This is a genomic window from Corynebacterium flavescens, assembly GCF_008693105.1.
GTDB classification, from domain to species: domain Bacteria; phylum Actinomycetota; class Actinomycetes; order Mycobacteriales; family Mycobacteriaceae; genus Corynebacterium; species Corynebacterium flavescens.
In genome coordinates, this window is sequence record NZ_VXKK01000026.1 from 56,274 (window position 1) to 79,442 (window position 23,169).

Below are 23,169 nucleotides of genomic sequence, written 5' to 3' on the forward strand. Positions count from 1 at the left end.
CGAAAATGACTTCCCTACATGAACGCGCCCAAGGCGTCCTCTACGGCCAGATTATTGGAGATTCCCTCGGCTCCCTCGTGGAGTTCCAGGGGGCAGAAGCAATTCGCGCTAAATATCCGGAGGGGGTGCGCGAGCTGGCGGATGGCGGACACCTCCAGCTGACTGCGGGCCAGCCCACGGACGATTCCGAGATGGCCCTCGCCCTGGCCCGCAGCCTGGTGAAAGAGGGGAGTTTTTGTCAGGACACGGTCCACGAGGCCTATCGCCGTTGGGCGCGTTCCCACCCCTTTGACATTGGAAATACCTGCGCGAATGCGCTTCGAAACGATGATTTCAACCCCGATTCCCAGGCCAACGGTGCGCTCATGCGCATCTCGCCCTTGGCCGTGGCCTATCACCGCAACCCAGGCATGGCCGCCCGCCTCGCGCTTGTCGACGGCCACTTCACCCACATCGCCGCCCTCACCGACGAGGCCAATGCTTTCTATGTCACGGCGCTGGCGGAGGTCGTTGCTGGCAAGGACGCGAAACAGGCCGTCCAGGATAATTTGCGGCTCTATCCGCATGAGCTAGACGGCTCCCTGCCTGATGTCAGCCGCTCCATCGGCTGGGTCGACCATGCCGTGCGCTTGGTCGATTGGGCGGTCGCGGCGGACCTAGGCTTTGAGGAGAGCCTGGTTAAGGTAGTAGGCCTAGGCGGGGATAGCGATACCAACGCGGCCATCGTCGGCGCGTTTTTGGGCGGCGCCTACGGCGTTAATGCTATTCCTCAGCGCTGGCGCACGGTTGTTGATAACTGCCAGCCTGCGCATGATCGTCCGGCGGAGTATAACCCGTGCGACGTAGCGCAGCTGGCCATCCGTTTGGCAGACTTGCTGGGATAGTCCCCGCAATTCCCTCTTGAAACACCTCTAAAACGCCCGCACGGTCCCTTCGCGAGCACAGAGGCCGAGAAACCTGCGCAGTTTCCGCGTGCCGGTGCCCGCGAAGGGACGGTGGGGAGGAACGAGACGGTGCGGCTTTAGGAGCTAACCGCAGCGGGGGAATTGGCGTCGGTTGCAGGATCGGAATCCATGAGATGCTTGACGCCACGCTCGGCGTCATCCCAGACCTGTTGGTTTTGGATGCCGGCGCGCTTTGCCACAACGGTAGCGGCGAGAGCCTGGCCGGTAACGTTGACGGCGGTGCGGCCCATATCGATGATGGGCTCGATGGCGAGCAGCAGGCCCACGCCGGCCAGCGGAAGCCCCAGCGTGGACAACGTCAGGGTGAGCATGACGGTGGCTCCGGTGGTACCTGCCGTGGCAGCAGATCCAATGACAGAGACGAAGATGATGAGCAGGTACTGCGTCAAGCCAAGGTCGATGCCGTAGAACTGCGCCACGAAGATGGCAGCGATGGCGGGGTAGACCGAGGCACATCCGTCCATCTTGGTGGTTGCTCCCAGCGGGATGGCGAAGGAGGCGTACTCGCGGGGCACGCCCATAGCCTGCTCGCTAAAACGCTGCGTGACGGGCATAACTCCCATGGAGGAACGAGTAACGAAGCCGAGTGAGGTTACAGGCCAGACGCGCTTGAAGAAGCCGATGACCGGAATCCCATTGAACTTCAACACGGCCGGGTAGACCACGACCATGACGAGCGCCAGACCGACGTACATGGCTAGCACAAACTTGCCCAGGGAACCGAGTGCATCCCATCCATAGGTGGAGACTGCCTTGCCGATGAGCGCGGCGGTGCCAATCGGCGCCAAGCGGATGATCCACCACAAGATGACCTGGATGACCTTCAGGAAGGACTCGGTGAACCTTAAGAAAGGGTCGGCGGCCTGTCCGGCTTTCACTGCCGCGATGCCGATTGCCAGCGAGATGACCAAGAGTTGCAAGGCACCGAAGCTCAAGGAAATATGATCTTCGGAAAGTGATCCCTGGAGGCCGAGGAAGTTACTTGGCAGCAACGACTGCAAGAAGGCTGTCCACGAGCCGGTGCTGGAAGGATCGGCGGCGGTGGAGGGATCGACGCTCGTTCCTACGCCTGGGCGCATGATGAGGGCGACTGCGATGCCGACGAGTACTGAGAAGAACGCGGTAATGGCGAACCATACCAACGTCGATACCGCCAGGGAAGCGGCGTTGGCGACTTTGCGCAGGTTAGCTACCGAGGTCACAACCGCAGCGAAGATCAGCGGCGGGACCATGACTTTCAGCAGTTGGACGTAGGCGGAACCAACCCCGGTCAAGGTCTGGGTGAGCAGGCCGGGGTTCTCCGGGTCGGTGTCGAGCCCTGCTGCGATAAAGCCCAGGATGAGGCCGATGATGAGACCGGCGATGACCTGGGCGCCAAAACCCGTGGCCCAACCGGGCAGCAGGTGACGGCGCGTGGTGGTGGAATTCATGAAAAGCCCTTCGAGTCTACTTCGACTAGTGCGAACCAGTCAGACTGAAAAATCTAGACTGCTCGGTTTGTACTCAGCACAACACATTAGCGCCTTCATTAATTCCCAGCAATGTCGCTCACCCTTGCCGCGGGCTTAAGGGATGCGCTTGGTCCACGCCTCCGTCGCGTACTTGTCCTCGACAAGTTTTTCCGCCTTCTCAAGGGAAGCGGCGCCTAGAGTTCCCGGCTGTGCTCCATAACGCGTGGAAAACTCGTTGACCATGGTCTTGATGAGCTCCTCTCGGCCCACGCCGGTCTGTCGTCGCAGGGGATCCACGCGCTTATTCGCGGAAGCGATTCCCTTCGAGGAAATCTTTACCTTGCCGGTACGCAAAACCTCGAGCATCTTATCCGCGTCGATGTCGTAGCTCATCGTGGTGTGATGCAGCACCGCACCACGCCGCCGCTTCTGCGCCGCGCCGCCAATTTTGCCGCCATCCGAGGTGATGTCATTGATGGGGACGTACCAGGCATTGACGCCGTGCTTAGCCAGCGCCGCGAGCACCCAGCGGTCGAGATAGGCGTAGGAATCCTCGTAGGAATAGCCCGCGACGAGGGATTCAGGCGCATAAATCGAGTAGGTGATGCAGTTTCCGCCTTCCATGAACATGGCACCCCCGCCCGACATCCGCCGCACCGTGGTGATGCCATGCTTGACGACGCCCTCCTCCTCCAGCTCGTTACAGTAGGACTGGTAGGAGCCAAAAACGACCGCCTTGTCGTCCCACTCCCACATGCGCAGGGTGGGGCCGCGCTTTCCTGTGGCGACCTCGTCGAGCAGGACCTCGTCCAAGGCGACGTTGACGGGAGTGGGCAGCACGCCCGGCTGCAGGATTTCCCAGTTGTGGTCAACGAAGTCGGTGCCTCCGGACACGGCCCGCTTGACAGCCACGGCAACATCTCGCGTGCTAAAACCGTGTAGGGCCACCGGGGGATCGGAGGCGATGCGATCGAGCGCCGCGTCGAGACGCGCGGTGAGCGCGGGGGTGGAATCGGTGGTGGAGGAGCCGACCAGTGCGGGAGCCAAGGCTTCAAAAGCAGCCTCTGGTTCGAGGAAGAAGTCTCCCGAAATCTGCGCTGCGACGATAACATCGTTTTCAGTTTCGAGGTCCACTACCAGCAGTTTTCCTTCTGGTACTTTGAGTTCAAAATGGAGGGGTGTAGACATACTTACTTCAACAATTCTCTCTGTATAAGTGTTCCGCTTTCGGCTCTCAATTCTAGCTGTAGAGCCAGCACAGCCCGCGGGTGAGGCCGCCCTCCCAGGCCGCCATCTCGTGCGCGGTTGAGGTGATTTCAAGGCGGGAGTCCACTCCTGCGGCCTCCAGCTCGCGCGCGACTGCTGGAGTATGGATCTCCATGCCCATTCCCTCGTTTTTTCCTACCGTCATAAACACGCGCGTGTCAGCAGCTGCTAGAGCTGCGGCTGCGCCGTTGTGCAGATCCTCTGCGATAGATCCTCCCGCCTGCGCGGAACCGTGCGGGAACCAATAGCTGCCGGAGTTGGAGACTATCCCGCGGCACAGCCCCGGTTGAGCAATTGCAATATCTAGTGAGGTCAGCCCTCCCAAGCTCTGGCCGCTGAGAACCCGATGCGCAGGTGAGTACTGGGGGAAATGGGGTAGGAGAGTATCGGCAATGAAGGAGCGCATCAGGGGTGAACGGGAGAGTTCGGCGACGCGGTTAGCTGCTGTATCGATAGCCGCGATGCGAAAGCGCGGGAGCTTTCCCGCGGCATGCAGCCGGTGCAATGCCGCATCGAGCGGAGTGCGGATCCAATGGTGGGCGTCGAAAAGCACAAGCAGCTCCGTGGCATCGGCGGGGCCGGCTAGGTACACCTGGCGGCCGTCCAATTCCTCTGTGGACCACTGCGTGAGCGCGTCCCCCGTCTCCCAGCCGGGGGCGGCAGGCGCGGCAGGCATGACTATGCGCCCGCTCTCGGTGGGCTCGCGGGGAGGGTAGCGGTACTCGAGACTGTTATCGCCCTCGACCACGTTCTGGTAAAGCTGCATCCAGCGCGTGCGCAGGTCAAAGCTCGGGGAGTTGGTGTCCTCAGTAGTGCTTGCCGTGGCGGCATTAACCGGCACGATGCGATAGCTGGCGCGGAGGTCCTCAGGGACATCCACGGTATCGCGCCAGTGGCCGTCGGCGCCGCGTTCCATGGTGTTCAGGCGGGCATTGTGGTGATTGTGAACGCCACCGATGTGGAGATAGACGCGCGCAGCGTCGAAGGTGGGAATCCACTCGAAGTTGAGGGGGATGGTCTTAGACATGCCCCTTAGTTAAGCATAGGCAAACCTAAATTGTAACTAGCGGCGGTGGTGACCCCCGCGGCCATTCTCACGCGCTTGGCGACGCGCGCGCACCCGCGCCGACTCCGAAGAAAAACGGCCAGGAACATCCGCGGTGGGCAAAGCACGCCAGGAGAGCTTGTCCTGTCGAGGCATCGCCTTCACGAGCGCGGCCAAGTCTGGGCTGGCCTGTGCGCGGGTAGGGCGCCTGCTTCCGCGCGGCAGACTTGCGGCAAAGTCCGCAGCAGGCAGGGAGACCTCCCAGACCTCCGGCTGGCCTTCAACTGCGGGAGCGCTGATGGCGGCGCGCTCGGAAGGCACCCGCAGCGCGGGAATCGAGGGGGCAAAAAGCTCAGCGCCGGGCAGGGGCAAATCGACGCCGATCCTGCCTCCTGCGCAATAGGCGCGGGCCGCAAAGAACTCCGGCGTGCCCTCGGCACGCTGGACCATCTCCGCTACTTCTTGCAGGTCTCGCCCTCCCGGGATGAGCCCTATGACGTAGCCTTCTGCCGTTGCTAGTAGATCGCCATCTACGGAGTCGAGAGTGACAATCATCTGCTCGGTTCCCATGGCTTTTAGCTGCTGCGGGCTGAGGTCTCCCACCGAGGTGTCTATGAGATGGCCCATCCCGCCGTTTAACAAGGTGGACCCAGAGGGCTGATCGTTGTGGGGTACCTGCCACGGCCCGAGTCCGAGGCTAACGCCTACCTCAAGTTCTCCCTCGACGATTTCCACGGTGGCAACCGTGGCGGGCCGTAAGCCCGATGCCCGCACTCTAGCCAGCTGCGGGAACTCCGCGGCCTCCAATTCATCAAGGTAACCTATGCAGCCAAAGGCGCAGCGTATCCGCCAGCCCTTGGACAGAGAATCGGGCTCGAGCTGTGCCTCGAGGCTCACCGGCCCCTGCGCCAAACCTGGGATGTCCAAAGCGGCATTGAGCAACGGATGGTCGAGGATTGCAAGGTGCTCGACGCCAAAGTAGCTACTAGCCAGCGGGTAAAGAGCCATTATTCCTCCCAGCACTTGCTCATTGAGCTACGAACCTTAGTGCATGTCCACACCAGTCTAAGCCTACGCACCGTCGTGTCAGTAAAGAAGTCTTCCTGCATCCCGTCCTCTTGCGCCCCGAGTCCCGCACCTTGCGTCCCTTCGCGGGCACCGAGGCGAGGTTCTTGCGCGGCAAGTGTGCCGTGTGTGTACGCGAAGGGACGGGGCGGGTGAGCGTGGGGAGGGCTCTTAGCGCTTGGACCACAAATAGTGTGCTCCCCAGCAGGAGATGAGCAGCAGCGGCAACATCCACCACGGAGCATTGGTCAGCTCCCAGGCGATGGTGGCGGCGAAGAACGGTGCGCGCTGGGAGGCGGCAAGCACTGCGGCCGCGCCGATGAGGGCGAAGCCGGAGGTGGAGAGGGCGTCGGCTGGCAGGTGGGGCAGCGCCAAGGCGATGCAGGCACCGAGGGCCGCGCCAGTGGCCAACGAAGGGGTGAGCGTGCCGCCGACGGCCCCTGCCCGCAGGCAGGCGACGGTCAGCAGCGGCTTGCACAAGGCAAGCGCCAGGAAAATCTGCCACGAGCCCGACTGGCTAAAGGCTAGCGCCACGATGCCGAAGCCGTTACCAAGCACCTGCGGCAGGATAAGCGCGGTACAGGCGACACCGGTTGCTGCAAGCGCCGTTGCAAGCGGTAGGTACCAGCGCGCCGGGGTGCGATGCGCCGCTGCGTAGTCCGCACCTCGCCGGAAGAGGAATCCGAGTCCTCCTCCGGCCACGGCGGCGATTAGGGACCAGAGAGCCATCCAGAGCACATGTGTGGGCGTGGGGCTGGGGGAGGGGAAGCTATAGAAAGGACCGTTGCCCACCACCGGCCAGGCGGTAATGGCGGCGACAAGTGACATCGCTATCACCACCGCCAAATTGCGGCGGGACTTCTTTATTCGAAGCACCTCAAAGGCGAAGACCGCGCCGGCAAAGGGAATGTTGTAGACCGCGGCCAAGCCTGCAGAAGCGGCTGCGGCAAGCAACAAGCGGCGTTCAGAGTCAGGAACGCCGGCGGCGAGGTTGTACTGGATGCAGCCGGCGATTTGGCGCGGAGCTTTCTCTCTGCCGAGGGAACTGCCGGTGCCGACGGCGAGGAGTTGGAGTGCGCCGTCGCCAAGCGTGCGCAGGGCGGGCAAAGCTCCGCCGTCACGCAAAGCCTGCTCCGGGGTTCGGACGGGAGCACTGGCGCGCAGGGCCCACCAGCCTAAACCTGCGAGCAGGCCACCGATGGCGGCGGTGAGAACCATGGGCCAGCCACCATGTGGGGAGGCTGAGATGAGCAATTCCGCGCTAAAGGTGGTGGCCATGCCGGTCAGGCCGGCTCCGAGACCGCCGAGCACGGTCCACGCTGCCAGTGCTCTCAAGCGCATGGTGCTAAGAACTCGCCGCGGAGCGCTCGATTTCCAGCGCTTGCGCAGAACGGGCAGGCCGGGCGCGGCGGCCGCGCAGAGCCTGCAGCCCCATGACAATGGCGACGACGGCCGCGCCGATGATAAGCCCGCAGATCATCGACAGGCCGGTATCAACGAGCCAAGACAGAACGGAATTCTCTATGGATTGTCCGAGGTGATGGATGACTTCATAGGGCTGCGCCAAACCAAACTCGTGGGTTCCCTTGACCAGGATATGGCCGCCGACCCACAGCATGGCGAAGGTTCCTATGACTCCGATGGTAGAGAGGACGAAAGGCATGCCCTTGACTAGCGCGGTGCCGAGCGCGGAGGTGCCCTGGCCACGCCTGAGCATGCCGAGGCCGATATCATCCATCTTGACCAGAACGCCTACGGCGCCGTAGACGCCCAAGGTCAAGATGATGCCGACGACGATGAGCGTGGCCAGCCGCAGCCAGAAAGGCTGGTCGAGCACCTCATTGAGGGAGATGACCATGATCTCTGCGGAGAGGATGAGATCAGTCCTGATGGCCGAGCGTACGAGGCGGTTCTCCGCGTCTTTAGCAGACTCGTTGGCGTGCTCCTCGTCATGCTCGCCACTGTGGCCTGGTCGAAAGAAGTGATAGATCTTCTCCGCGCCTTCGAAGCACAGGTAGGTGCCGCCAAGCATGAGGATCGGGGTCAAGGCCCAAGGGGCTAACCAGGACAGCAGCAGGGCGATGGGCAAGATGATGATGAGCTTGTTGACCAAGGAGCCCTTGGTGATGCGCCAAATCATGGACAGTTCACGAGCGGGCGAGACGCCGTCGACGTACTGAGGGGTGACAGCGGCGTCATCGACGACGACGCCGGCTGCCTTGATAGAGGTTTTGCCGGCGAGACTGGCGACGTCGTCAGCGCTTGCGGCAGCGGTGCGGGCGATGAGAGCGACGTCATCGAGCAGCGCTAAAAGGCCACCTGACATGGTGAGATTCCTTCGGTCATGAAGAGCTAATTTTAGGTACCGCGTCTACTTTAGCCAAGGCTAGCCGCGAGCGCCCTAGGGAGCAGGGAAAAGCTCGACGTGATCTGCCCACGTTAAGGGAGCTCCGGCGCTGGCGAGCCAGGCCATGGCATCATCGCCGTGGCGGGTGATTCCTTCGACCGCGTTGAGGGTGGCCTCAATGGCCTTTTCCGCGTCCGCTGCAGTGATGTATCCGGTAGAGGTGGCAGCGGCGAGCTCGTCAATGTCTACGACCTCGACTGGTTCACCCGTGTTGGAAATGAGATCCACGTAGAGATCACGCGTGGTCCACACACCATCGCGCTGGGTGGTTTCGGCCACGTCGAGGTAGAACTCCTGGTGCTCTTCAATGCCTGGGCGAAAGTAGAAGATATTGGCGCGCAGTCCGAGGCCAGGCAGCAGCCAAGACTCGAGGTAGCCAAAGCGTGGGTGGTCTGCGCCGCGGGCCATGTAAAGGCCGAAGTCAGTCTGGCGGTAGACATCGACCTCGCGTACGAAGCCTTTGGGATCGATGTTAACCGAGCCTTCGACGTCGAAGGTCTCCCGCTTGACGGGGTGAAGATCCACGCCAGCCATCTACTTGACCTCGAAGAATGCGGCGGTAGGAGCAAAGGCACAGGAGGCGTCTTGAGTATTGACGGAGCCCTCCAGGAGCCCGACTACGGTGCCCTTTCCGGTGGCGGCGCGACCCGAAACGGTGGTGGGCCCGTCGGCGTTGATTCCGTTATTGAATAGCGGGGTGATGCCTGCTTGGAGGGTGTCGATATTAAACCAACGCACGTGCATTCCGCCCTGGTCAGCGGCAGCGGGGGAGGTGCCGAGCGCAGTGAAGAGGAACACGCTCTCGCCCTCACCGGCGCCGGGGGCGGGGATTTGCGTGGGGCCGGGCACGGCAATAGCCGAGCCCATGGCGTCCGATTGTCCGCCGATGCACTTGGCAGACACGGTGGGCCAATAGAACTGACGGAATTCCGGGCTGGGACCGTCTACCAAGGCCGGTCCCTGGCCGGCGCCGCCCTCTCCGAGGCTGAAGGCTAGTGCGGAGAGGATGGCGTTGCGGGCGTCCTGCGGGATCCAGGGCTGCGCCGCGAATGCGCGTATACGTTCTTGAGTCTCGGGGTTAGGGCGACCGAGCTCGTCGAGGGGGCTGTTGGCCGAGAGCGAGGCGCTGATGGCCTGCAGGTCGGGGGCAGATGCTTGAGCGGGAGAGAACAGGGGCGAGGCGATCCCGATGAGAGCCGCGGTGGTTGCAGCAACGATGCCGACTCGGGCGGGAAAGCGCGTGGAGAGGGTAGCTGTGCTCACGGTTTATCAGGATCCTTGGAAAAGTAGGGTATGAATTGTTGCGGAAAACACTCTCGCGGCAAATGGGCCGGCGACGCAGGCGTGACGCCGCTGCGGATTTGCCTTAACGTGCGTCACAATAGTATCTACTGCAACAGTATTCACTTTTTCGGCGTAGTCAAGTGAAAACATGACCACTACGTCATATTTCGTGCGGAGCCGCAATTGTGTTACACGGGTGGTGCGCGGGGGAAAGTAGCTTTCCCAATGCTGCGATATTTGGGTTTTCGGAGTAGTGTTGGTGCCCGTTCTAAAACCTATAGGCGCACCGCGCTTGCTGATCCTTAAAAGGAGCACCCCACTAGTGACTAATACCGAGTTCCGTAACGTCGCCATCGTCGCGCACGTCGACCACGGCAAGACCACCCTCGTCAACGGAATGCTTGAGCAGTCCGGCGCTTTCGGTGACCACGGCGAACACACGGATCGAGTCATGGACTCCAATGACCAGGAGCGCGAGCGCGGCATCACCATTCTGGCGAAGAATACCGCCATTACCCGCAAGGGCCTGGGCAAAGACGGTGGCGATCTCATCATCAACGTCATCGACACCCCGGGCCACGCCGACTTCGGCGGCGAAGTTGAGCGCGGTATCTCGATGGTGGACGGCGTCGTCCTGCTTGTTGACGCCTCTGAGGGACCCCTCCCACAGACCCGCTTCGTCCTTACCAAGGCCCTCGAAGCCAAGCTTCCCGTCATCATCTGTGTGAACAAGACCGACCGTCCCGATGCCCGCATCGACGAGGTTGTCTCCGAGTCCCAGGACCTGCTGCTGGAAATCGCAGCCGGCCTCGACGATGAGGACGCAGCTCTGGCTGCTGAGGATCTCCTCGACCTGCCAGTTCTTTATGCATCCGGCCGCGCAGGTGTTGCCTCAACCGTCAACCCGGGCGATGGAAACGTTCCCGAGGGCAAGGACCTCCAGCCTTTGTTCGACGTGATTTACCACGTCTTGCCGGAGCCCTCCGCAAACGCTGATGCACCGCTGCAGGCGCACGTCACCAACCTTGACTCCGATGACTTCCTCGGCCGTATTGCGTTGCTGCGCATCTACGCCGGCAAGATTCGCAAGGGTCAGCAGGTGGCCTGGATCCACTATGACGAAGATGACAACGAGCACATCAAGACCGTTAAGGTCGCCGAGCTGCTGCGTACCGTCGGCTTTGAGCGTCAGCCCACCGAGGAAGCTATTGCTGGCGATATCGTTGCCATCTCCGGTATCTCCGACATCATGATCGGTGACACCATCGCCGATCCGGAGCACCCCGTCGCTTTGCCGCGTATCACCGTTGACGAGCCTGCTATCTCGATGACCATTGGCGTTAACACCTCTCCTCTGGCCGGTCAGGGCGGCGGCGATAAGCTGACCGCGCGTGTCATCAAGGCTCGCCTCGAGCAGGAGCTCATCGGTAACGTTTCCCTGCGCGTCCTGCCCACTGAGCGTCCTGACGCTTGGGAGGTCCAGGGCCGCGGCGAGATGGCGCTGTCCGTTCTCATCGAGTCGATGCGCCGTGAAGGCTTCGAGCTGACCGTGGGCAAGCCGCAGGTTGTTACTCAGGTCATCGATGGCAAGACCATGGAACCCTACGAGATCCTCACCATCGATTCCCCCTCGGAGTTCCAGGGTGCCATCACTCAGCTGCTGGCCGCCCGCAAGGGCCAGATGCAGGCCATGGATGTCCGCGAAGGAAATTGGGTGCGCATGATCTTCCGTGTGCCCGCTCGTGGCCTCATCGGCTTCCGTACCCAGTTCCTCACGGAGACCCGCGGCGCCGGTATCGCTAACTCCATCGCCGATGGTCTCGATGTGTGGGCCGGAGACATCAAAGCCCGCGCTACCGGTTCCTTGATCGCAGACCGTTCCGGCCAGATCACCGCTTATGCGCTGATGCAGCTCTCCGACCGCGGCGACTTCTTCGTTGAGCCGGGCACCGAGGCTTATGAAGGTATGGTCGTCGGCGCGAATAACCGCGACGAGGACATGGACATTAACATCACTAGGGAGAAGAAGCTGACCAATATGCGCTCGGCCACCGCCGACGCCACGGTCACCCTGGCCAAGGCTCGCAACCTCTCCCTTGAAGAGGCTCTCGAGTTCTGTGGCAACGATGAGTGCATTGAGGTTGCCCCGCACGTGCTGCGCGTGCGCAAGGTCGACCTCTCCGCCACCGATCGTAAGCGCGCTGCTGCGCGCGCAAAGCAGCTCAAGAAGTAAAGAACCCTTAACGCTCAAGCGGCATCCTCGTCTTATCGGCGGGGGCGCCGCTTTTGGTGTCTTGTGTCCTGCACCGCGACTAGAGTGGTGCGGGAAAGATCGGGAGACAGCAGAATTGGCAGAGAAATGGAGGCTACCCGTGCGCACAAAGCTCGGTGTTCTATGCGTGTCGGCGGTCATAGCGCTGAGCGCCTGTTCAGCGAACCCGGGACCCCCTCCTGTTGTACAGGAAGAGGATAAGGATTCTTCGGCCAACTCTACGGCTACCTCGACCACACCCGCGCCGGAGGAAGAACCAGCGCAGACCCGTTCCACTGTGGCCATCGGGGTCGACCCTTTGCGCGGCGGCCTGAACCCGCACCTGGTAGCAAATAACTCCGAGTTGGTGTCGCAGATTTCTGATCTGGTTCTTCCTTCTGCCTTCCACGGCGAACAGATGGACTCCGATGTTTTGGAGTCGGCGGAGGAGATTCCGGCTCCGGAGGGCGTCGTCCAGCGCGTGCGCTACACCATTGCCTCGCCCGCGCAGTGGTCGGATGGGACGCCCATTAGCGGCGCGGACTTCGACTACCTGTGGAAGCACGTGAGCGCGACGGCCGGCGTCAACAACGCGGCGGGGTATAGGGCGATTTCTGCCGTGCGTACCACTGAGGGCGGCCGAGTCGTCACGGTGGATTTTAAGGAGCGCTTGGCGGAGTGGAAGCTGCTTTTTAATGACCTTTTGCCCTCTCACCTTCTGGAGAATGACGATTTCAACTCGGCTTTATCCAATGGCATCCCAGCCTCAGCCGGGCGCTATCTCGTCGAGAACGTCGATCGTGGACGCGGCGTCATCACCCTTAACCGCAATGACCGTTTCTGGGGCCAGGACCCAGCCCAGATCGACGTCATCCAGCTGCGCTCGGTGCGAGACTCCACCCAGGCGGTCAATATGCTGCGTTCGGGCCAAGTCGGCTTTGTCGATCTAACGCCCCAACAGACCAGCCTGGAGGCCCTAGGGCTGCTCGACGGCGTTACGGCCGCCCCTATAACTCGTCCCCGGCAGCTGCGCCTGCACTTATCCGCCCAACCCGGAGCACTCCCGGAGGTAGGAGAGCGGCGTGCGCTTGCCTCTTATGTTGATACTGCACAGGTGGCGAGGCTGTCCTCTGGGCGCGCATCCGAGCTTAAACCCGGGGCTAACCCGGTAAGCGGAGATGTTGATCATCTTCCTCTGCGCGAGCGGGCAGGCCGCCAGCCCATTCGCATCGCGGCTGATCCCACAGACGCCCTGGGGCTGCAAGCCGCGCACGTTATCGTGGACTTGCTCGCGGAGCAGGGGATTGACGCTGAAGTTGTCAGCGAGCGCCTCACCACCATCACCTCGGATCTTTTGCCCAATGGTCGCGTGGATGGAGTCATCACCTGGGAGGATACCGCAGTGAACTCGATTTCCCTTGCCAGTCTTTTTGATTGCGCAAAGCAACAACCGCTGGCTGGAGACCTCTCGGGATATTGTCCCGCAGACGCTGCGAAAGAAAAAGTGGACATTTTATCCGGACAGGTATCTACGGAGTCTGCTCAGAAGACCGCGCAGGATCTCAACTCAGCTCAAGTGCTCTACGTTCCCCTGTTTGATGAGGTTAGAGTGCACGCGCTTGGCCGAGGTATCGTGGGTCCTGGCCAAAGCATTGAGGATTGGGAGCAAGGTTTGGTTACCGCCCCGAGTTGGAGGATCGATGAAGAATAGAGACCTAAACGGTCGCCGCGTCGTGGCCGTTTTTGCCCACCCCGATGATGAAACGCTTTTTATGGGAGGCACCCTCGCTGACCTCGCCGCCCGCGGTGCGGACGTCACGGTTATCACCGTCACGCTCGGCGAGTTAGGGGAGATCATCGGAGAGCCCTACCAGGGCCTCATCGCCTCCGATCAACTCGGCGGATACCGTGCTGCCGAGCTGGCGCACGCCTTGGGGGCGCTGGACGTGCACGGGCTGCAGCTGGGAGGGTTTGGCTTCTTCCACGATTCTGGAATGGCCGGCTCGCCGGACCACGACAACCCGCGCGCCTTGGTCAACCGTATCGACGAGGCGGTCGCGCTCTTGCGCGAGCAATTCGCTATCCTCGCCCCCGATGTTATCTTTACCTTCGGGCCAGACGGTGGTTATGGGCACCCCGATCACATCGCTGTGAATCAGGCAGTGCACCGCGCCGCTGCGGATGAGCAACGCATCTGGTGGCCGGTATTCGAGGCCACAGCCATCGACGAAGCTCTAGAGGCTGTCGAGCCTCCGCTCGGCTGGTCTTTGCCGGACCGCGCCTATTTGGATAACTTCACCAACTCGGGCGCGGACGTGGTCTACCAACTACCCGCAGCGGCTTTTGCCGCCAAGCGCGCGGCAATGAGTGCACATGCCACACAGATCTGGGTGGCGGACGGTACCGTTACTCGGGTGAATCCGCACGCCGCCTTCGCTGGCCTGCGTAATCCGGGCCTGGCCCCGGCAGCCTACGGATTGTCCAACCTTTTAGTCATGCCGCTTCTTGACAGCGAACACTTCCAGCTGGGTAACGGTTCTGCTTCCCACGTCGTGGTGGAGCCATGTTAGTGCGCAAAGACTTTGATCGCGCGGAGGTAGTGACCGGCATCCTCTGGTTGTGCATCGGGGCGCTGCTTTCGCTGTTCTTGGAGGCTATCTACCTCACCGCGCGTATCCCGCTGCCTGGGGGAGCGAGCGTCATTTTCCCCGTGACGATTCTCATCGCTTTCTGGTTTAACAGTGTGTTAACTCGCACAGCAAAACTTTGGAGTGATAGTGCCTACATCGTTGCTTTACCTTTGGTGGCGTGGATCGCGGGCTATGGCGTTTTCCTGCTGCTAGCTGCCACGAGCGGAGACCAAGTGCTGGCCACTAGCGTTCGCTCCTTGTTGCTGTTATTCGCCGGGATAGTGGGGGGCGTTTGGCCTTTCTTCCGACAAAAGTGACATACTAATAACCATCCCAAAACCCGTGAGAACAGGAAGTTTTAGCACCCCATGACTTACACAATCGCCCAGCCTTGTGTTGACGTGATGGATCGAGGCTGCGTCGAAGAATGCCCGGTCGATTGCATCTACGAGGGTAAGCGTTCGCTTTACATCCACCCCGACGAGTGCGTTGATTGCGGCGCCTGCGAGCCCGCCTGCCCCGTCGAGGCAATCTTCTACGAAGATGACGTTCCCGATGAGTGGATCGCATACAACGATGCCAACGCCGCCTTCTTCGACGACCTTGGCTCCCCAGGAGGAGCGGCCGCGCTCGGACCGCAGGACTTTGACGTCCCGATGATTGCCGCCCTTCCCCCGCAAAACCAGGAGTAAACATGTCACGTACCGCTCTGGGCTCCGTCCTTCCGGACTTTCCCTGGGACTCGCTTGCTGGTGCCAAAGCACAGGCACAGCAGCATCCCGGAGGAATCGTCGACCTATCGGTGGGCAATCCTGTTGACCCGGTAGCGCCAGGCGTACAGCTCGCGTTGTCCGCAGCGGCAGAGGCTCCGGGCTATCCGCAGACTGCAGGCACGCCGGAGCTGAGGGAGGCCATAGCCCAGTCGCTCAAGCGGCGTTACGGTATGGAGCCCGGGGCGGTACTGCCAGTTATCGGCACCAAGGAAGCGATTGCCTGGCTACCCACTCTGCTGGGCATGCGCGGGCAGACGGTTGCTTTCCCCACCGTGGCCTATCCCACCTATGAGGTCGGTGCGCTCATCGCAGGCGCCACGCCATTGCGCGCAGACAAAGACTTCGCAGACGCCTCGCTGGTGTTTATCAACTCGCCTTCGAACCCGACTGGCAAGGTCCTTTCCCTCGAGGATCTCAAGGATATCGTCTCCTGGGCCCGCACCCATGGCGCGATCATTGCCTCCGACGAGTGCTATATCGGGCTCGGCTGGAATGACGAAAAGCAGCCGATCTCCATTCTGGATCCCCGCGTCAGCGGCGGAGACAACACAAGCCTTATCGCGATGCACTCGCTGTCGAAGTCCGCGAATATGGCCTCTTACCGCGCGGGATTCTTTGCGGGGGATGAAAAGCTCATCGCCGAGTTGCTCGAGGTACGCAAGCACGCGGGGCTTATCGTTCCCGGCCCGATCCAGGCAGCCATGGTCGCCGCCTTGAATGATGATGATTCCGAGGCGCTTCAAAAGCAGCGCTACGCCGCTCGGCGGGCGAAGCTGATGCGTGCCCTCATCGAAGCAGGCTTCGACATCGAGCATTCGGACGCTGGTCTCTATCTTTGGGCCACCCGCGGCGAGGACTGCCGCGATACCATCGATTGGTTGGCGCAGCGTGGCATCTTGGCCGCCCCCGGAGATTTCTACGGCCCGGCGGGTCAGAAGTTCGTGCGCATTGGGCTCAACGGCACCGATGAACGCGTGGATGCAGCCGTTTCTCGCCTGGCTTGATTGGCTCTCGCGAGGGAATCTCGCCGCGCAAGACAGTGCTCCACGGCATCGTCCCGCCCAGCCCGCAGTACTGGGCGGCGCGCGCTGGCGATTCGCCCTTTGCCCCGGGGGAGCTTCTTCGCCCCGGAACCGTGCTCCCCAAGCCCATTCCGGCGTGGTACCACCCGGATGTCCCGCCCGAGCGGCCCATTCCGTACACCTACCGGCACCTGCTTGTCGACGACGACCTTATCGTCGTCGACAAGCCCCACTTCCTGCCCACGACCTCTAACGGGCGCCTTGTGCGCGAGACCCTCCAGACGCGCCTGCGGGTGGAGTTCGGGGAAGATGACATCGTCCCTTTGCATCGTCTTGACCGCCTGACCAGCGGGGTAGTGGTGTGCTCGCGTAGGCCGGCCACGCGTGCGGCCTATCAACGGATCTTTTTAGAAGGCGCGGCGCGTAAGTATTACCGGGCCTTCGTCAAGCGGCCCCTATACGTCGATGGCAGCGTGGAGCTGCGTCTGCTCAAGACCCCGGGACGGCGGCAGGTCAAGGTCGACGCCGCAGGCAAGCGGGCAGTGACCCGGCTGCGTGCTGCGGGTAATGAAGTAGACCTATGGCCGGAGACGGGGCGGACGCATCAGCTGCGGGTCACCCTGGCGCATTTGGGTTCTCCCATCGTGGGGGATGATACCTATCCCGTCGATACCGGGCTGGACCTTTATGACTTCCGGCAGCCTCTGTTGCTGCAGCATGCTGCGATTAGTTTCACAGATCCACTAACGGGCGCGCCCCGTGAATTTGTTTCAAAGTGGCCCTTGCAGAGTACACTCAAATAGCTAATGTAAGAGAACCTGGAAGGATACCGAATGGCTGATCTCAGTCTCGCGCGCCTCGCCACCAATTTCGGGCAATTCCTGAAGTTTGGCATCGTCGGTGGGTCAGGGACCTTGGTCAACCTGCTAGTAGTCTTCCTTTCGAAGAAGATTGCTTGGTGGACCGCTGGCATCACTTACCAGGATGCTTTCATGAATCTCTTTGGTTCGGTATTCCACATCCGCTGGTACCACGTTTTTATGACCATTGCTTTCATCGTGGCGAATACCTGGAACTATCAGATTAACCGCATGTGGACCTTCAAGTCCGTCAGCAGATACTCCTGGGTCCGCGGCTTTTTTCCTTTCTTGCTCACGGGGCTCGGGGCTTTCGTAGTCAGCCAGATCATCATGACCTTGCTGATGAACCCCGTTTCACCCATTGGCCTTCCGGATCATATTTTCGACGATTCCACCGGCCTGCGCACCAAGCTCTATTGGGGAACCGCCATTTCCATCATCGTGGCTATGCCATTTAACTTCGTCATCAATAAGCTGTGGACCTTCCGCTCCAAGCCCAAGGCTCCCGTCGTGGTCTCGGACGTTAATCCGCGTTAGTTTCGCCTTCTTTCGGCCCTTCACCCTCTCCTCCGTCCTCTGCTTCGCCCCTTCGCGGGCGCGGAGGAGAGGAATTTGCGCGGAAGTTTGCCTTTCTGTGCCAGCGAAGGGGCACGCTGGGCGGACTCGCAACTAGAAGCGGGCCAACCTAAAGGCAAGCATGCCAATGCCAGGCCGGACTGAGCGCGGAGAAAGGCAGTCGCGGATTCAGTCGGCGTTTCTGCTCAACCGCACAGATAATTTGCGCTATCACCTCATCGAAGTGATAGCGCACGCAATCTGCTGTAAAGCGCAGCACGGTAAATCCTGCCAATGTAGCAGCATTAGCCTTCAAGCGGTCCTTGACAAAGGATCGGTGGTCACTGTGATGAGTGAAACCGTCAATTTCCACCAAGACTCTTCCTATCCGCAGGTCAAAGCGGTACCCGGCGATGCTTTGATTATGGGCTACCTTGAGTCCTGTGCGTTTGAGCCGCCGCGAAACTGAGACCTCCGGTGGGCTATCCGCGCCTATTGCGCACCGGCGAATCGCGGCTTGTACTCCCGCGGGCACGCGACGCATTCTGCGCTTATCCCGCTCCAGTCGCTGCGGCCCCTCCTTGCCGCGGTAGTGTTGCTCGAGCATCGAATCGCAGCCCCGCGGGACCTTCCGGGCGGCCCATAGAGGCTCGATGACTGGCCACGCGCCGTGGCGGCTCACCGCGCGCAGCCTGGAGCGCGTTACTTTAAAGCTCGGACCCGCAATCGTGCGCGGCCCTTCGGCCTCCAGCGGGAAAGTCAGCCTCTTTCCGAGAAAAATCTCAGAGGCAGTCTTGCCTGTAAAAGCAATTCGCACCAGCCCAACGACCAGCGCCCGCGCCACAGCCGCGGCGTCCACCTTGCCCTCCACAAAAATGCCGCGGTGGATGCGATGGAGCGTACCTTCCGCCACCTTTTTAGCGAGGGCGCGCTTGCCGACGCCGCTCTCCCTTAACATTGCCGTAGTCCATACCCCCATATCAGCAAGGCTATGCCTCGGCTTTGAGCGAGAGCAATGCCGAGATCGTGCCCTGTGGATAACTTCCCAGACGCATCTGGTGCTAACAAGCCACTGCTTCTACTCGCCACCTCCCGCCGAGACCCTCCCCGCCGGCCCGAGTTGCGCCTTCGCGAGCACACAGGGCGGATGGGCAACACAAAAACCCGCCCCCAGTGCCCGCGAAGGGACACTTGGAGGCGGAAGGCTGGAGGCGGAAGGCAGAAGGAGCAGGGTCCGCAGGGGAGCGGCTCTAGTTCTTGTGCAGATCCTGGTTCAGCGCGACGGCAGCGGTCTTCCACTCGACGGCCTCGACTGCACCGCTGACAGAGTTGCGGCGTAGAACGAAGCCGGAGCCTCCGGAGAGCTGAGAGCCCTTAACCGTTGTGCCTTCCTCGACACCAAGAACCTCGGCGACCTTGCCGTGCACGGTGATCTTGGTGCCGGCGGTGACGTAGAGGCCGGCTTCGACAACAGCGTCGTCCCCAAGCGAGATGCCGATGCCTGAGTTGGCGCCGAGTAGGCAGCGCTTGCCAAGCGAGATGACTTCCTTGCCGCCGCCGGAGAGCGTGCCCATGATGGAGGCTCCGCCTCCGACATCAGAGCCGTCACCGACAACGACACCAGCCGAAACACGGCCCTCGATCATGGAGGTACCAAGCGTGCCGGCGTTGTAATTGACAAAGCCTTCATGCATCACGGTCGTGCCCTCGGCGAGGTAGGCGCCGAGGCGGACGCGGTCGGCGTCGGCAATGCGTACGCCGGTGGGAACGACGTAGTCGACCATGCGAGGGAACTTGTCTACAGAGAAGACAATGACTGGACCGCGCGAGGCGAGACGCCCGCGCACCATCTGGAAATCAGAAACGGCACAGGGGCCGTAGTTGGTCCAGACAACGTTGGCGAGGTGGCCGAAGATGCCGTCGAGGTTCAGTCCGTGAGGCTTGACTGCGCGGTGGGAGAGTAGGTGGAGACGCAGATAGACATCGTAGGTGTCGACGGGAGCGTCATCGAGGTCGGCGATGGAAGTCTCCACGGCGACGCGAGCGACGCCGCGCTCCTCATCGGGGCCTGCCAGCGCTGCGAACTGCTGTGGCGTCTCGGAGAGACGAACCGTTCCGGTCTTTTCTACCGACTGGTCGGTGTGGACCGCGGGGAACCAGACATCGAGGACCGTTCCGTCGTGAGTGATGGTGGCCAAGCCGCGTGCGGATGCTGAAGTCATAGAAATTAAGAGCCTTAGTTAAGATGGAAAGTAGTCACAGAAAAGCATACACACCTAGGCGGGGACGTCGTTCCTTCGCACGCTGGGCACGAGGAAGGAGACGACGACCAAAGCCAACGTCAAGACAGCGACGGCGACAACCTGGTTGCGTGCTGTGGGGTCTAAGAGCATCAAGATGAGTAGTGCGGCTATAGCAAGGAGGGTGAACAGCGGCAGCCACGGGAAGCCGATGACGCGCAGGGTGGAAAGCTCGCCACGCTCCTTGAGGATGGGATGCAGCTTGAGATAAGAGCAGACGATGAAGATCCAGATGACAAGCAGGCAACCGCCGACGGCGTTGAACAAGAAAGCCAGCAGTCCAGGCGGGTTCCAGTACTGGAGCGCGACGGAGCCGAAAGCAAAGATCATCGACAGGGTGACTGCGGCTACGGGCGAGCCCGAGTTATTACGCTTGAGCAGAAGCTTAGGCGCGGAGCCGTCACGAGCCATGTCAAAGACGAGGCGCGAGGTGGCATAGATTTGCGCGTTAAACGCTGAAAGCAGCGCGAGCGCGATGATGACTTCCATGAAACCAGCAGTGAAGGGCACCTGGGCGGCCTCGAGCACGAGGGTGAAGGGGGAGTCCGCAGCGACGTCGGCGTCGCGGATGGAAGCAAAAGGCAGGACCATGGTGATAACGAGGACCGAACCGATATAGAAGACCATGATGCGGAAGATGACCGCGCGCACCGCGGTGGCGACGTTGTTGGCCGGGTCCTCGGACTCGGCAGCGGCGATGGTCACGAGCTCGATGCCACCAAAGGCGAAGGCCACAGCCAAGAGCCCCGCAGCGAAACCGGGCATGCCATTGGGCATGAAGTTCTCGGTAAAGTTCGCCCCGGCGCGATCGAGGTCTAGGCCGGGTAGGGCCCCGAAGAGCATCAGGAGGCCGATGAGCAAGAAGCCGATGATGACCGCGACCTTGATGATGGCGAACCAGAACTCGAACTCGCCGAAGCCGCGGACGGCGGCGAAGTTGACCACCGCGAAGAACACCACGGCGATAAGCGCGGGTATCCAGGGGGCTACACCGAACCATGAGGAGATGATGGCCGCGGCGCCGGTAATTTCAGCGCCCATGACCATGACGAGCATGAACCAGTAGAGCCAGCCCATGGTGAACCGTGCCCAGCCGCCAAAGGCCTGGCCAGCGTAGGTGGAGAAGGAGCCGAGAGAAGGCCGAGCAGCGGCCATCTCTCCGAGCATCCACATGATAATGGCGACGAAGGCGCCCGCTACGGCGTAGGAAATGAGCACCGAGGTGCCGGAGACTTGGACACCGAGGCCCACTCCGAGGAAGAGTCCGGCACCCACTGCGGAGCCGAGCCCCATCATTGTCAGATGCCTAGTTTTGAGCCGCTGCGCGTTATCAGCCATGTCTGCCTGCCCTTTTAAAACAAAGAATGAATATCTATGGGTACCTTACACAATGCAATGAGGCCGCGAGGGCAGTATTATCGCGGCTTGTGACCATTAATCTTCTTGCAGACCCCATCCAACTCACCGCTCAGCTCGTCGACATAGCTAGCCCCTCTCATCATGAGGAGGAAATAGCCGATGCGGTCGAGGAGGCGTTGCGCGCCCTCGATCAGCAGAAAGTCGAGGTCGTCCGCCACGGCAACACCGTGTGCGCACGTACCAAGCGTGGCCTCGAGTCACGGGTCGTGCTGGCGGGGCACATCGATACCGTCCCCATCGCCGATAACGTGCCTCATCACTTCGAGGCCGACATCATGTGGGGTTGCGGCACCGTGGATATGAAGTCTGGCATGGCCGTCTACCTGCACGCTTTTGCAACTTTGTATGATTCGCCGGAGTTGAGCCACGATCTCACCCTCATTGCTTATGAGGGCGAGGAGGTCGCCACGGAATTTAACGGGCTGGGCCACCTTCAGGCGGATCACCCGGAGTGGTTGGCAGGAGACATCGCCTTGTTGGGTGAGCCTTCTGGGGCCATGATTGAGGCTGGCTGCCAGGGCACGATTCGCCTGCGCGTTACGGCGCATGGCACCAGGGCTCACTCGGCTCGGGCGTGGTTGGGCTCGAACGCGGTCCATACGCTCGCGCCGGTCATGATGAACGTGGCTACTTATCGGCCCCGCGAGGTCACCATCGACGGCTGCACGTACCGCGAGGGCCTCAACATCGTGCACGTCGAGGCGGGGGTGGCAACCAATGTCATCCCGGATGAGGCCTGGATGTTCGTGAACTTCCGCTTCGCCCCGGATCGCAGCGTAGATGAGGCGATGGGGCATGTGCGTGAGGTTCTCGGCACCCACGATAAGGTCGAGATCACGGTCGATGATGTGGCGGGCGGGGCCTTGCCCGGCCTGGGTCAGTTTGCGGCTCGCGCGCTTGTCGATGCCGTTGGCGGCAACGTCCGCGCCAAGTATGGCTGGACAGACGTGGCGCGCTTTTCCGAGATGGGAACCCCCGCAGTCAACTTTGGCCCCGGCGATCCCGGTTTTGCACATAAGAAAGACGAACAAGTCCCCGTCTCTCAGATTACGCAGGTCGCAGACGTGTTGACCCGCTACCTCACGGCATAAGGAGCACACCTTGACCCCCGAACAGCTACGTTTCCTGCGCGGCCCGATGCTGCTGCGCTCCGAGGGAGACCAAGAATCAACCTATGATCAGCGCCTGCTCGAGTCCGGTTCGGATCATGAGTGGCAGCACGCCGATCCTTGGCGCGTGCTGCGGATCCAAGGCGAGTTCGTCGCGGGATTCGATGCGTTGGCCAGCCTGCCCAAGGCAGTCACCGTGTTTGGTTCCGCTCGGACCGCCACCGACCACCACGATTATCAGCTTGGTGTTGAGGTGGGAAAGCAGCTCGCCCAGGCCGATTACGCTGTCATCACAGGCGGCGGCCCCGGACTCATGGAGGCTGCCAACCGTGGCGCCCACGAGGCCAATGGCCTCTCGGTGGGGTTGGGAATCGAGTTGCCGCACGAGCAAGGACTCAACGAGTACGTCGATCTGGGCCTCAACTTCCGCTACTTCTTCGCGCGCAAGACCATGTTCTTGAAGTACTCGCAGGCCTTTGTCTGCCTGCCCGGCGGATTGGGGACCATGGATGAGTTCTTCGAGGTCTTGTGCATGGTGCAGACCAAGAAGGTCACGAACTTCCCCATGGTGCTCATCGGCACGCAGTTCTGGTCTGGCTTGGTCGAATGGATGGAAAAGACTCTGGCAGACGGCGGATACATCCATGAGCACGACCTAGATCTCTTCCTCGTTACGGATGATCCGGCCGAGGCCGTGGAGCACATCGTCCGCCGGCACAGCGTGCTCAGCGATAAGCGCATTAAGGATTTCAATTGAGCCTGGCCAC

22 protein-coding genes are annotated in these 23,169 nt (G+C 61.4%); 11 read left to right on the forward strand and 11 right to left on the reverse strand.

What is annotated here, in order from left to right; all coding sequences use genetic code 11:
• The first annotated feature begins 5 nt into the window (after positions 1-5).
• Entirely contained in the window at positions 6-884 is an 879-nt protein-coding gene (locus tag F4V60_RS04600) for an ADP-ribosylglycohydrolase family protein (RefSeq protein ID WP_075729543.1), read from the forward strand.
• Positions 885-1,021: 137 nt separating this feature from the next.
• Here the strand turns inward: F4V60_RS04600 and F4V60_RS04605 are convergent, their stop codons facing one another.
• The 8 genes from F4V60_RS04605 to F4V60_RS04640 all read right to left on the reverse strand — a co-directional run bounded on the left by F4V60_RS04605 (position 1,022) and on the right by F4V60_RS04640 (position 9,462).
• Complete coding sequence (locus F4V60_RS04605; protein ID WP_075729544.1) at positions 1,022-2,395, reverse strand: dicarboxylate/amino acid:cation symporter; 1,374 nt, start codon at positions 2,393-2,395, stop codon at positions 1,022-1,024.
• Between the two features lie 135 nt (positions 2,396-2,530).
• Entirely contained in the window at positions 2,531-3,604 is a 1,074-nt protein-coding gene (locus tag F4V60_RS04610; RefSeq protein ID WP_075729545.1) for a lipoate--protein ligase family protein, read from the reverse strand.
• A 52-nt stretch (positions 3,605-3,656) separates the two neighbouring features.
• A complete protein-coding gene (locus F4V60_RS04615) occupies positions 3,657-4,709 on the reverse strand; it encodes an enterochelin esterase domain-containing protein (RefSeq protein ID WP_075729546.1) in 1,053 nt (350 codons plus the stop codon).
• 36 nt (positions 4,710-4,745) lie between these two features.
• Positions 4,746-5,735 carry a hypothetical protein gene (locus F4V60_RS04620; protein ID WP_075729547.1) on the reverse strand — a complete coding sequence of 330 codons (990 nt, stop codon included), beginning with the start codon at positions 5,733-5,735 and terminating at the stop codon, positions 4,746-4,748.
• A 228-nt stretch (positions 5,736-5,963) separates the two neighbouring features.
• Positions 5,964-7,133, reverse strand: a complete 1,170-nt coding sequence (locus F4V60_RS04625) for a chloride channel protein (RefSeq protein WP_075729548.1) — start codon at positions 7,131-7,133, stop codon at positions 5,964-5,966.
• A gap of 4 nt (positions 7,134-7,137) precedes the next feature.
• Complete coding sequence (locus F4V60_RS04630; RefSeq protein ID WP_075729549.1) at positions 7,138-8,118, reverse strand: DUF808 domain-containing protein; 981 nt, start codon at positions 8,116-8,118, stop codon at positions 7,138-7,140.
• Positions 8,119-8,193: 75 nt separating this feature from the next.
• On the reverse strand, positions 8,194-8,733 hold the full coding sequence (locus F4V60_RS04635) for a ribonuclease FAU-1 family protein (RefSeq protein WP_075729550.1): 540 nt from the start codon (positions 8,731-8,733) through the stop codon (positions 8,194-8,196).
• The gene (locus F4V60_RS04640; RefSeq protein WP_075729551.1) at positions 8,734-9,462 is read right to left on the reverse strand and encodes an Rv1157c family protein; all 729 of its coding nucleotides are present in this window, start codon (positions 9,460-9,462) and stop codon (positions 8,734-8,736) included.
• Between the two features lie 343 nt (positions 9,463-9,805).
• Between F4V60_RS04640 and typA the strand changes: the two genes are divergently transcribed.
• The 8 genes from typA to F4V60_RS04680 all read left to right on the forward strand — a co-directional run bounded on the left by typA (position 9,806) and on the right by F4V60_RS04680 (position 17,556).
• Positions 9,806-11,716: a translational GTPase TypA gene (gene typA / locus F4V60_RS04645; RefSeq protein WP_075729552.1), complete on the forward strand. Its 1,911-nt coding sequence runs from the start codon at positions 9,806-9,808 to the stop codon at positions 11,714-11,716.
• Positions 11,717-11,855: 139 nt separating this feature from the next.
• Positions 11,856-13,445 carry an ABC transporter family substrate-binding protein gene (locus F4V60_RS04650; RefSeq protein ID WP_232315983.1) on the forward strand — a complete coding sequence of 530 codons (1,590 nt, stop codon included), beginning with the start codon at positions 11,856-11,858 and terminating at the stop codon, positions 13,443-13,445.
• Entirely contained in the window at positions 13,435-14,304 is an 870-nt protein-coding gene (locus F4V60_RS04655) for a PIG-L family deacetylase (RefSeq protein ID WP_075729554.1), read from the forward strand. The genes F4V60_RS04650 and F4V60_RS04655 overlap by 11 nt, the downstream gene beginning before the upstream one ends.
• Complete coding sequence (locus F4V60_RS04660; RefSeq protein WP_084559140.1) at positions 14,304-14,681, forward strand: hypothetical protein; 378 nt, start codon at positions 14,304-14,306, stop codon at positions 14,679-14,681. Before F4V60_RS04655 ends, F4V60_RS04660 begins: the two co-directional genes overlap by 1 nt.
• A 51-nt stretch (positions 14,682-14,732) precedes the next feature.
• Entirely contained in the window at positions 14,733-15,056 is a 324-nt protein-coding gene (gene fdxA, locus F4V60_RS04665; RefSeq protein ID WP_075729556.1) for a ferredoxin, read from the forward strand.
• Positions 15,057-15,058: 2 nt separating this feature from the next.
• Positions 15,059-16,141, forward strand: a complete 1,083-nt coding sequence (gene dapC, locus F4V60_RS04670; protein ID WP_075729557.1) for a succinyldiaminopimelate transaminase — start codon at positions 15,059-15,061, stop codon at positions 16,139-16,141.
• Positions 16,138-16,962 (forward strand): pseudouridine synthase, encoded by an 825-nt coding sequence (locus tag F4V60_RS04675; RefSeq protein ID WP_373862506.1) that lies wholly within the window; start codon positions 16,138-16,140, stop codon positions 16,960-16,962. Before dapC ends, F4V60_RS04675 begins: the two co-directional genes overlap by 4 nt.
• A 30-nt stretch (positions 16,963-16,992) precedes the next feature.
• Complete coding sequence (locus F4V60_RS04680; protein WP_075729558.1) at positions 16,993-17,556, forward strand: GtrA family protein; 564 nt, start codon at positions 16,993-16,995, stop codon at positions 17,554-17,556.
• Positions 17,557-17,704: 148 nt separating this feature from the next.
• On the opposite strand, the gene F4V60_RS04685 is transcribed toward F4V60_RS04680, so the two are convergent.
• From F4V60_RS04685 to F4V60_RS04695, 3 genes are all read right to left on the reverse strand, one after another.
• Positions 17,705-18,532: an endonuclease domain-containing protein gene (locus F4V60_RS04685; RefSeq protein ID WP_232315984.1), complete on the reverse strand. Its 828-nt coding sequence runs from the start codon at positions 18,530-18,532 to the stop codon at positions 17,705-17,707.
• A gap of 292 nt (positions 18,533-18,824) precedes the next feature.
• On the reverse strand, positions 18,825-19,796 hold the full coding sequence (gene dapD, locus F4V60_RS04690; protein WP_075729560.1) for a 2,3,4,5-tetrahydropyridine-2,6-dicarboxylate N-succinyltransferase: 972 nt from the start codon (positions 19,794-19,796) through the stop codon (positions 18,825-18,827).
• A gap of 54 nt (positions 19,797-19,850) precedes the next feature.
• Complete coding sequence (locus tag F4V60_RS04695) at positions 19,851-21,212, reverse strand: amino acid permease (protein ID WP_141255833.1); 1,362 nt, start codon at positions 21,210-21,212, stop codon at positions 19,851-19,853.
• A gap of 89 nt (positions 21,213-21,301) precedes the next feature.
• On the opposite strand from F4V60_RS04695, the gene dapE reads away from it, so the two are divergent.
• Together dapE and F4V60_RS04705 are read left to right on the forward strand one after the other, a co-directional pair.
• Entirely contained in the window at positions 21,302-22,384 is a 1,083-nt protein-coding gene (gene dapE / locus F4V60_RS04700; protein ID WP_075729561.1) for a succinyl-diaminopimelate desuccinylase, read from the forward strand.
• Positions 22,385-22,394: 10 nt separating this feature from the next.
• Complete coding sequence (locus tag F4V60_RS04705) at positions 22,395-23,159, forward strand: LOG family protein (RefSeq protein WP_075729562.1); 765 nt, start codon at positions 22,395-22,397, stop codon at positions 23,157-23,159.
• Positions 23,160-23,169: the final 10 nt, after the last annotated feature.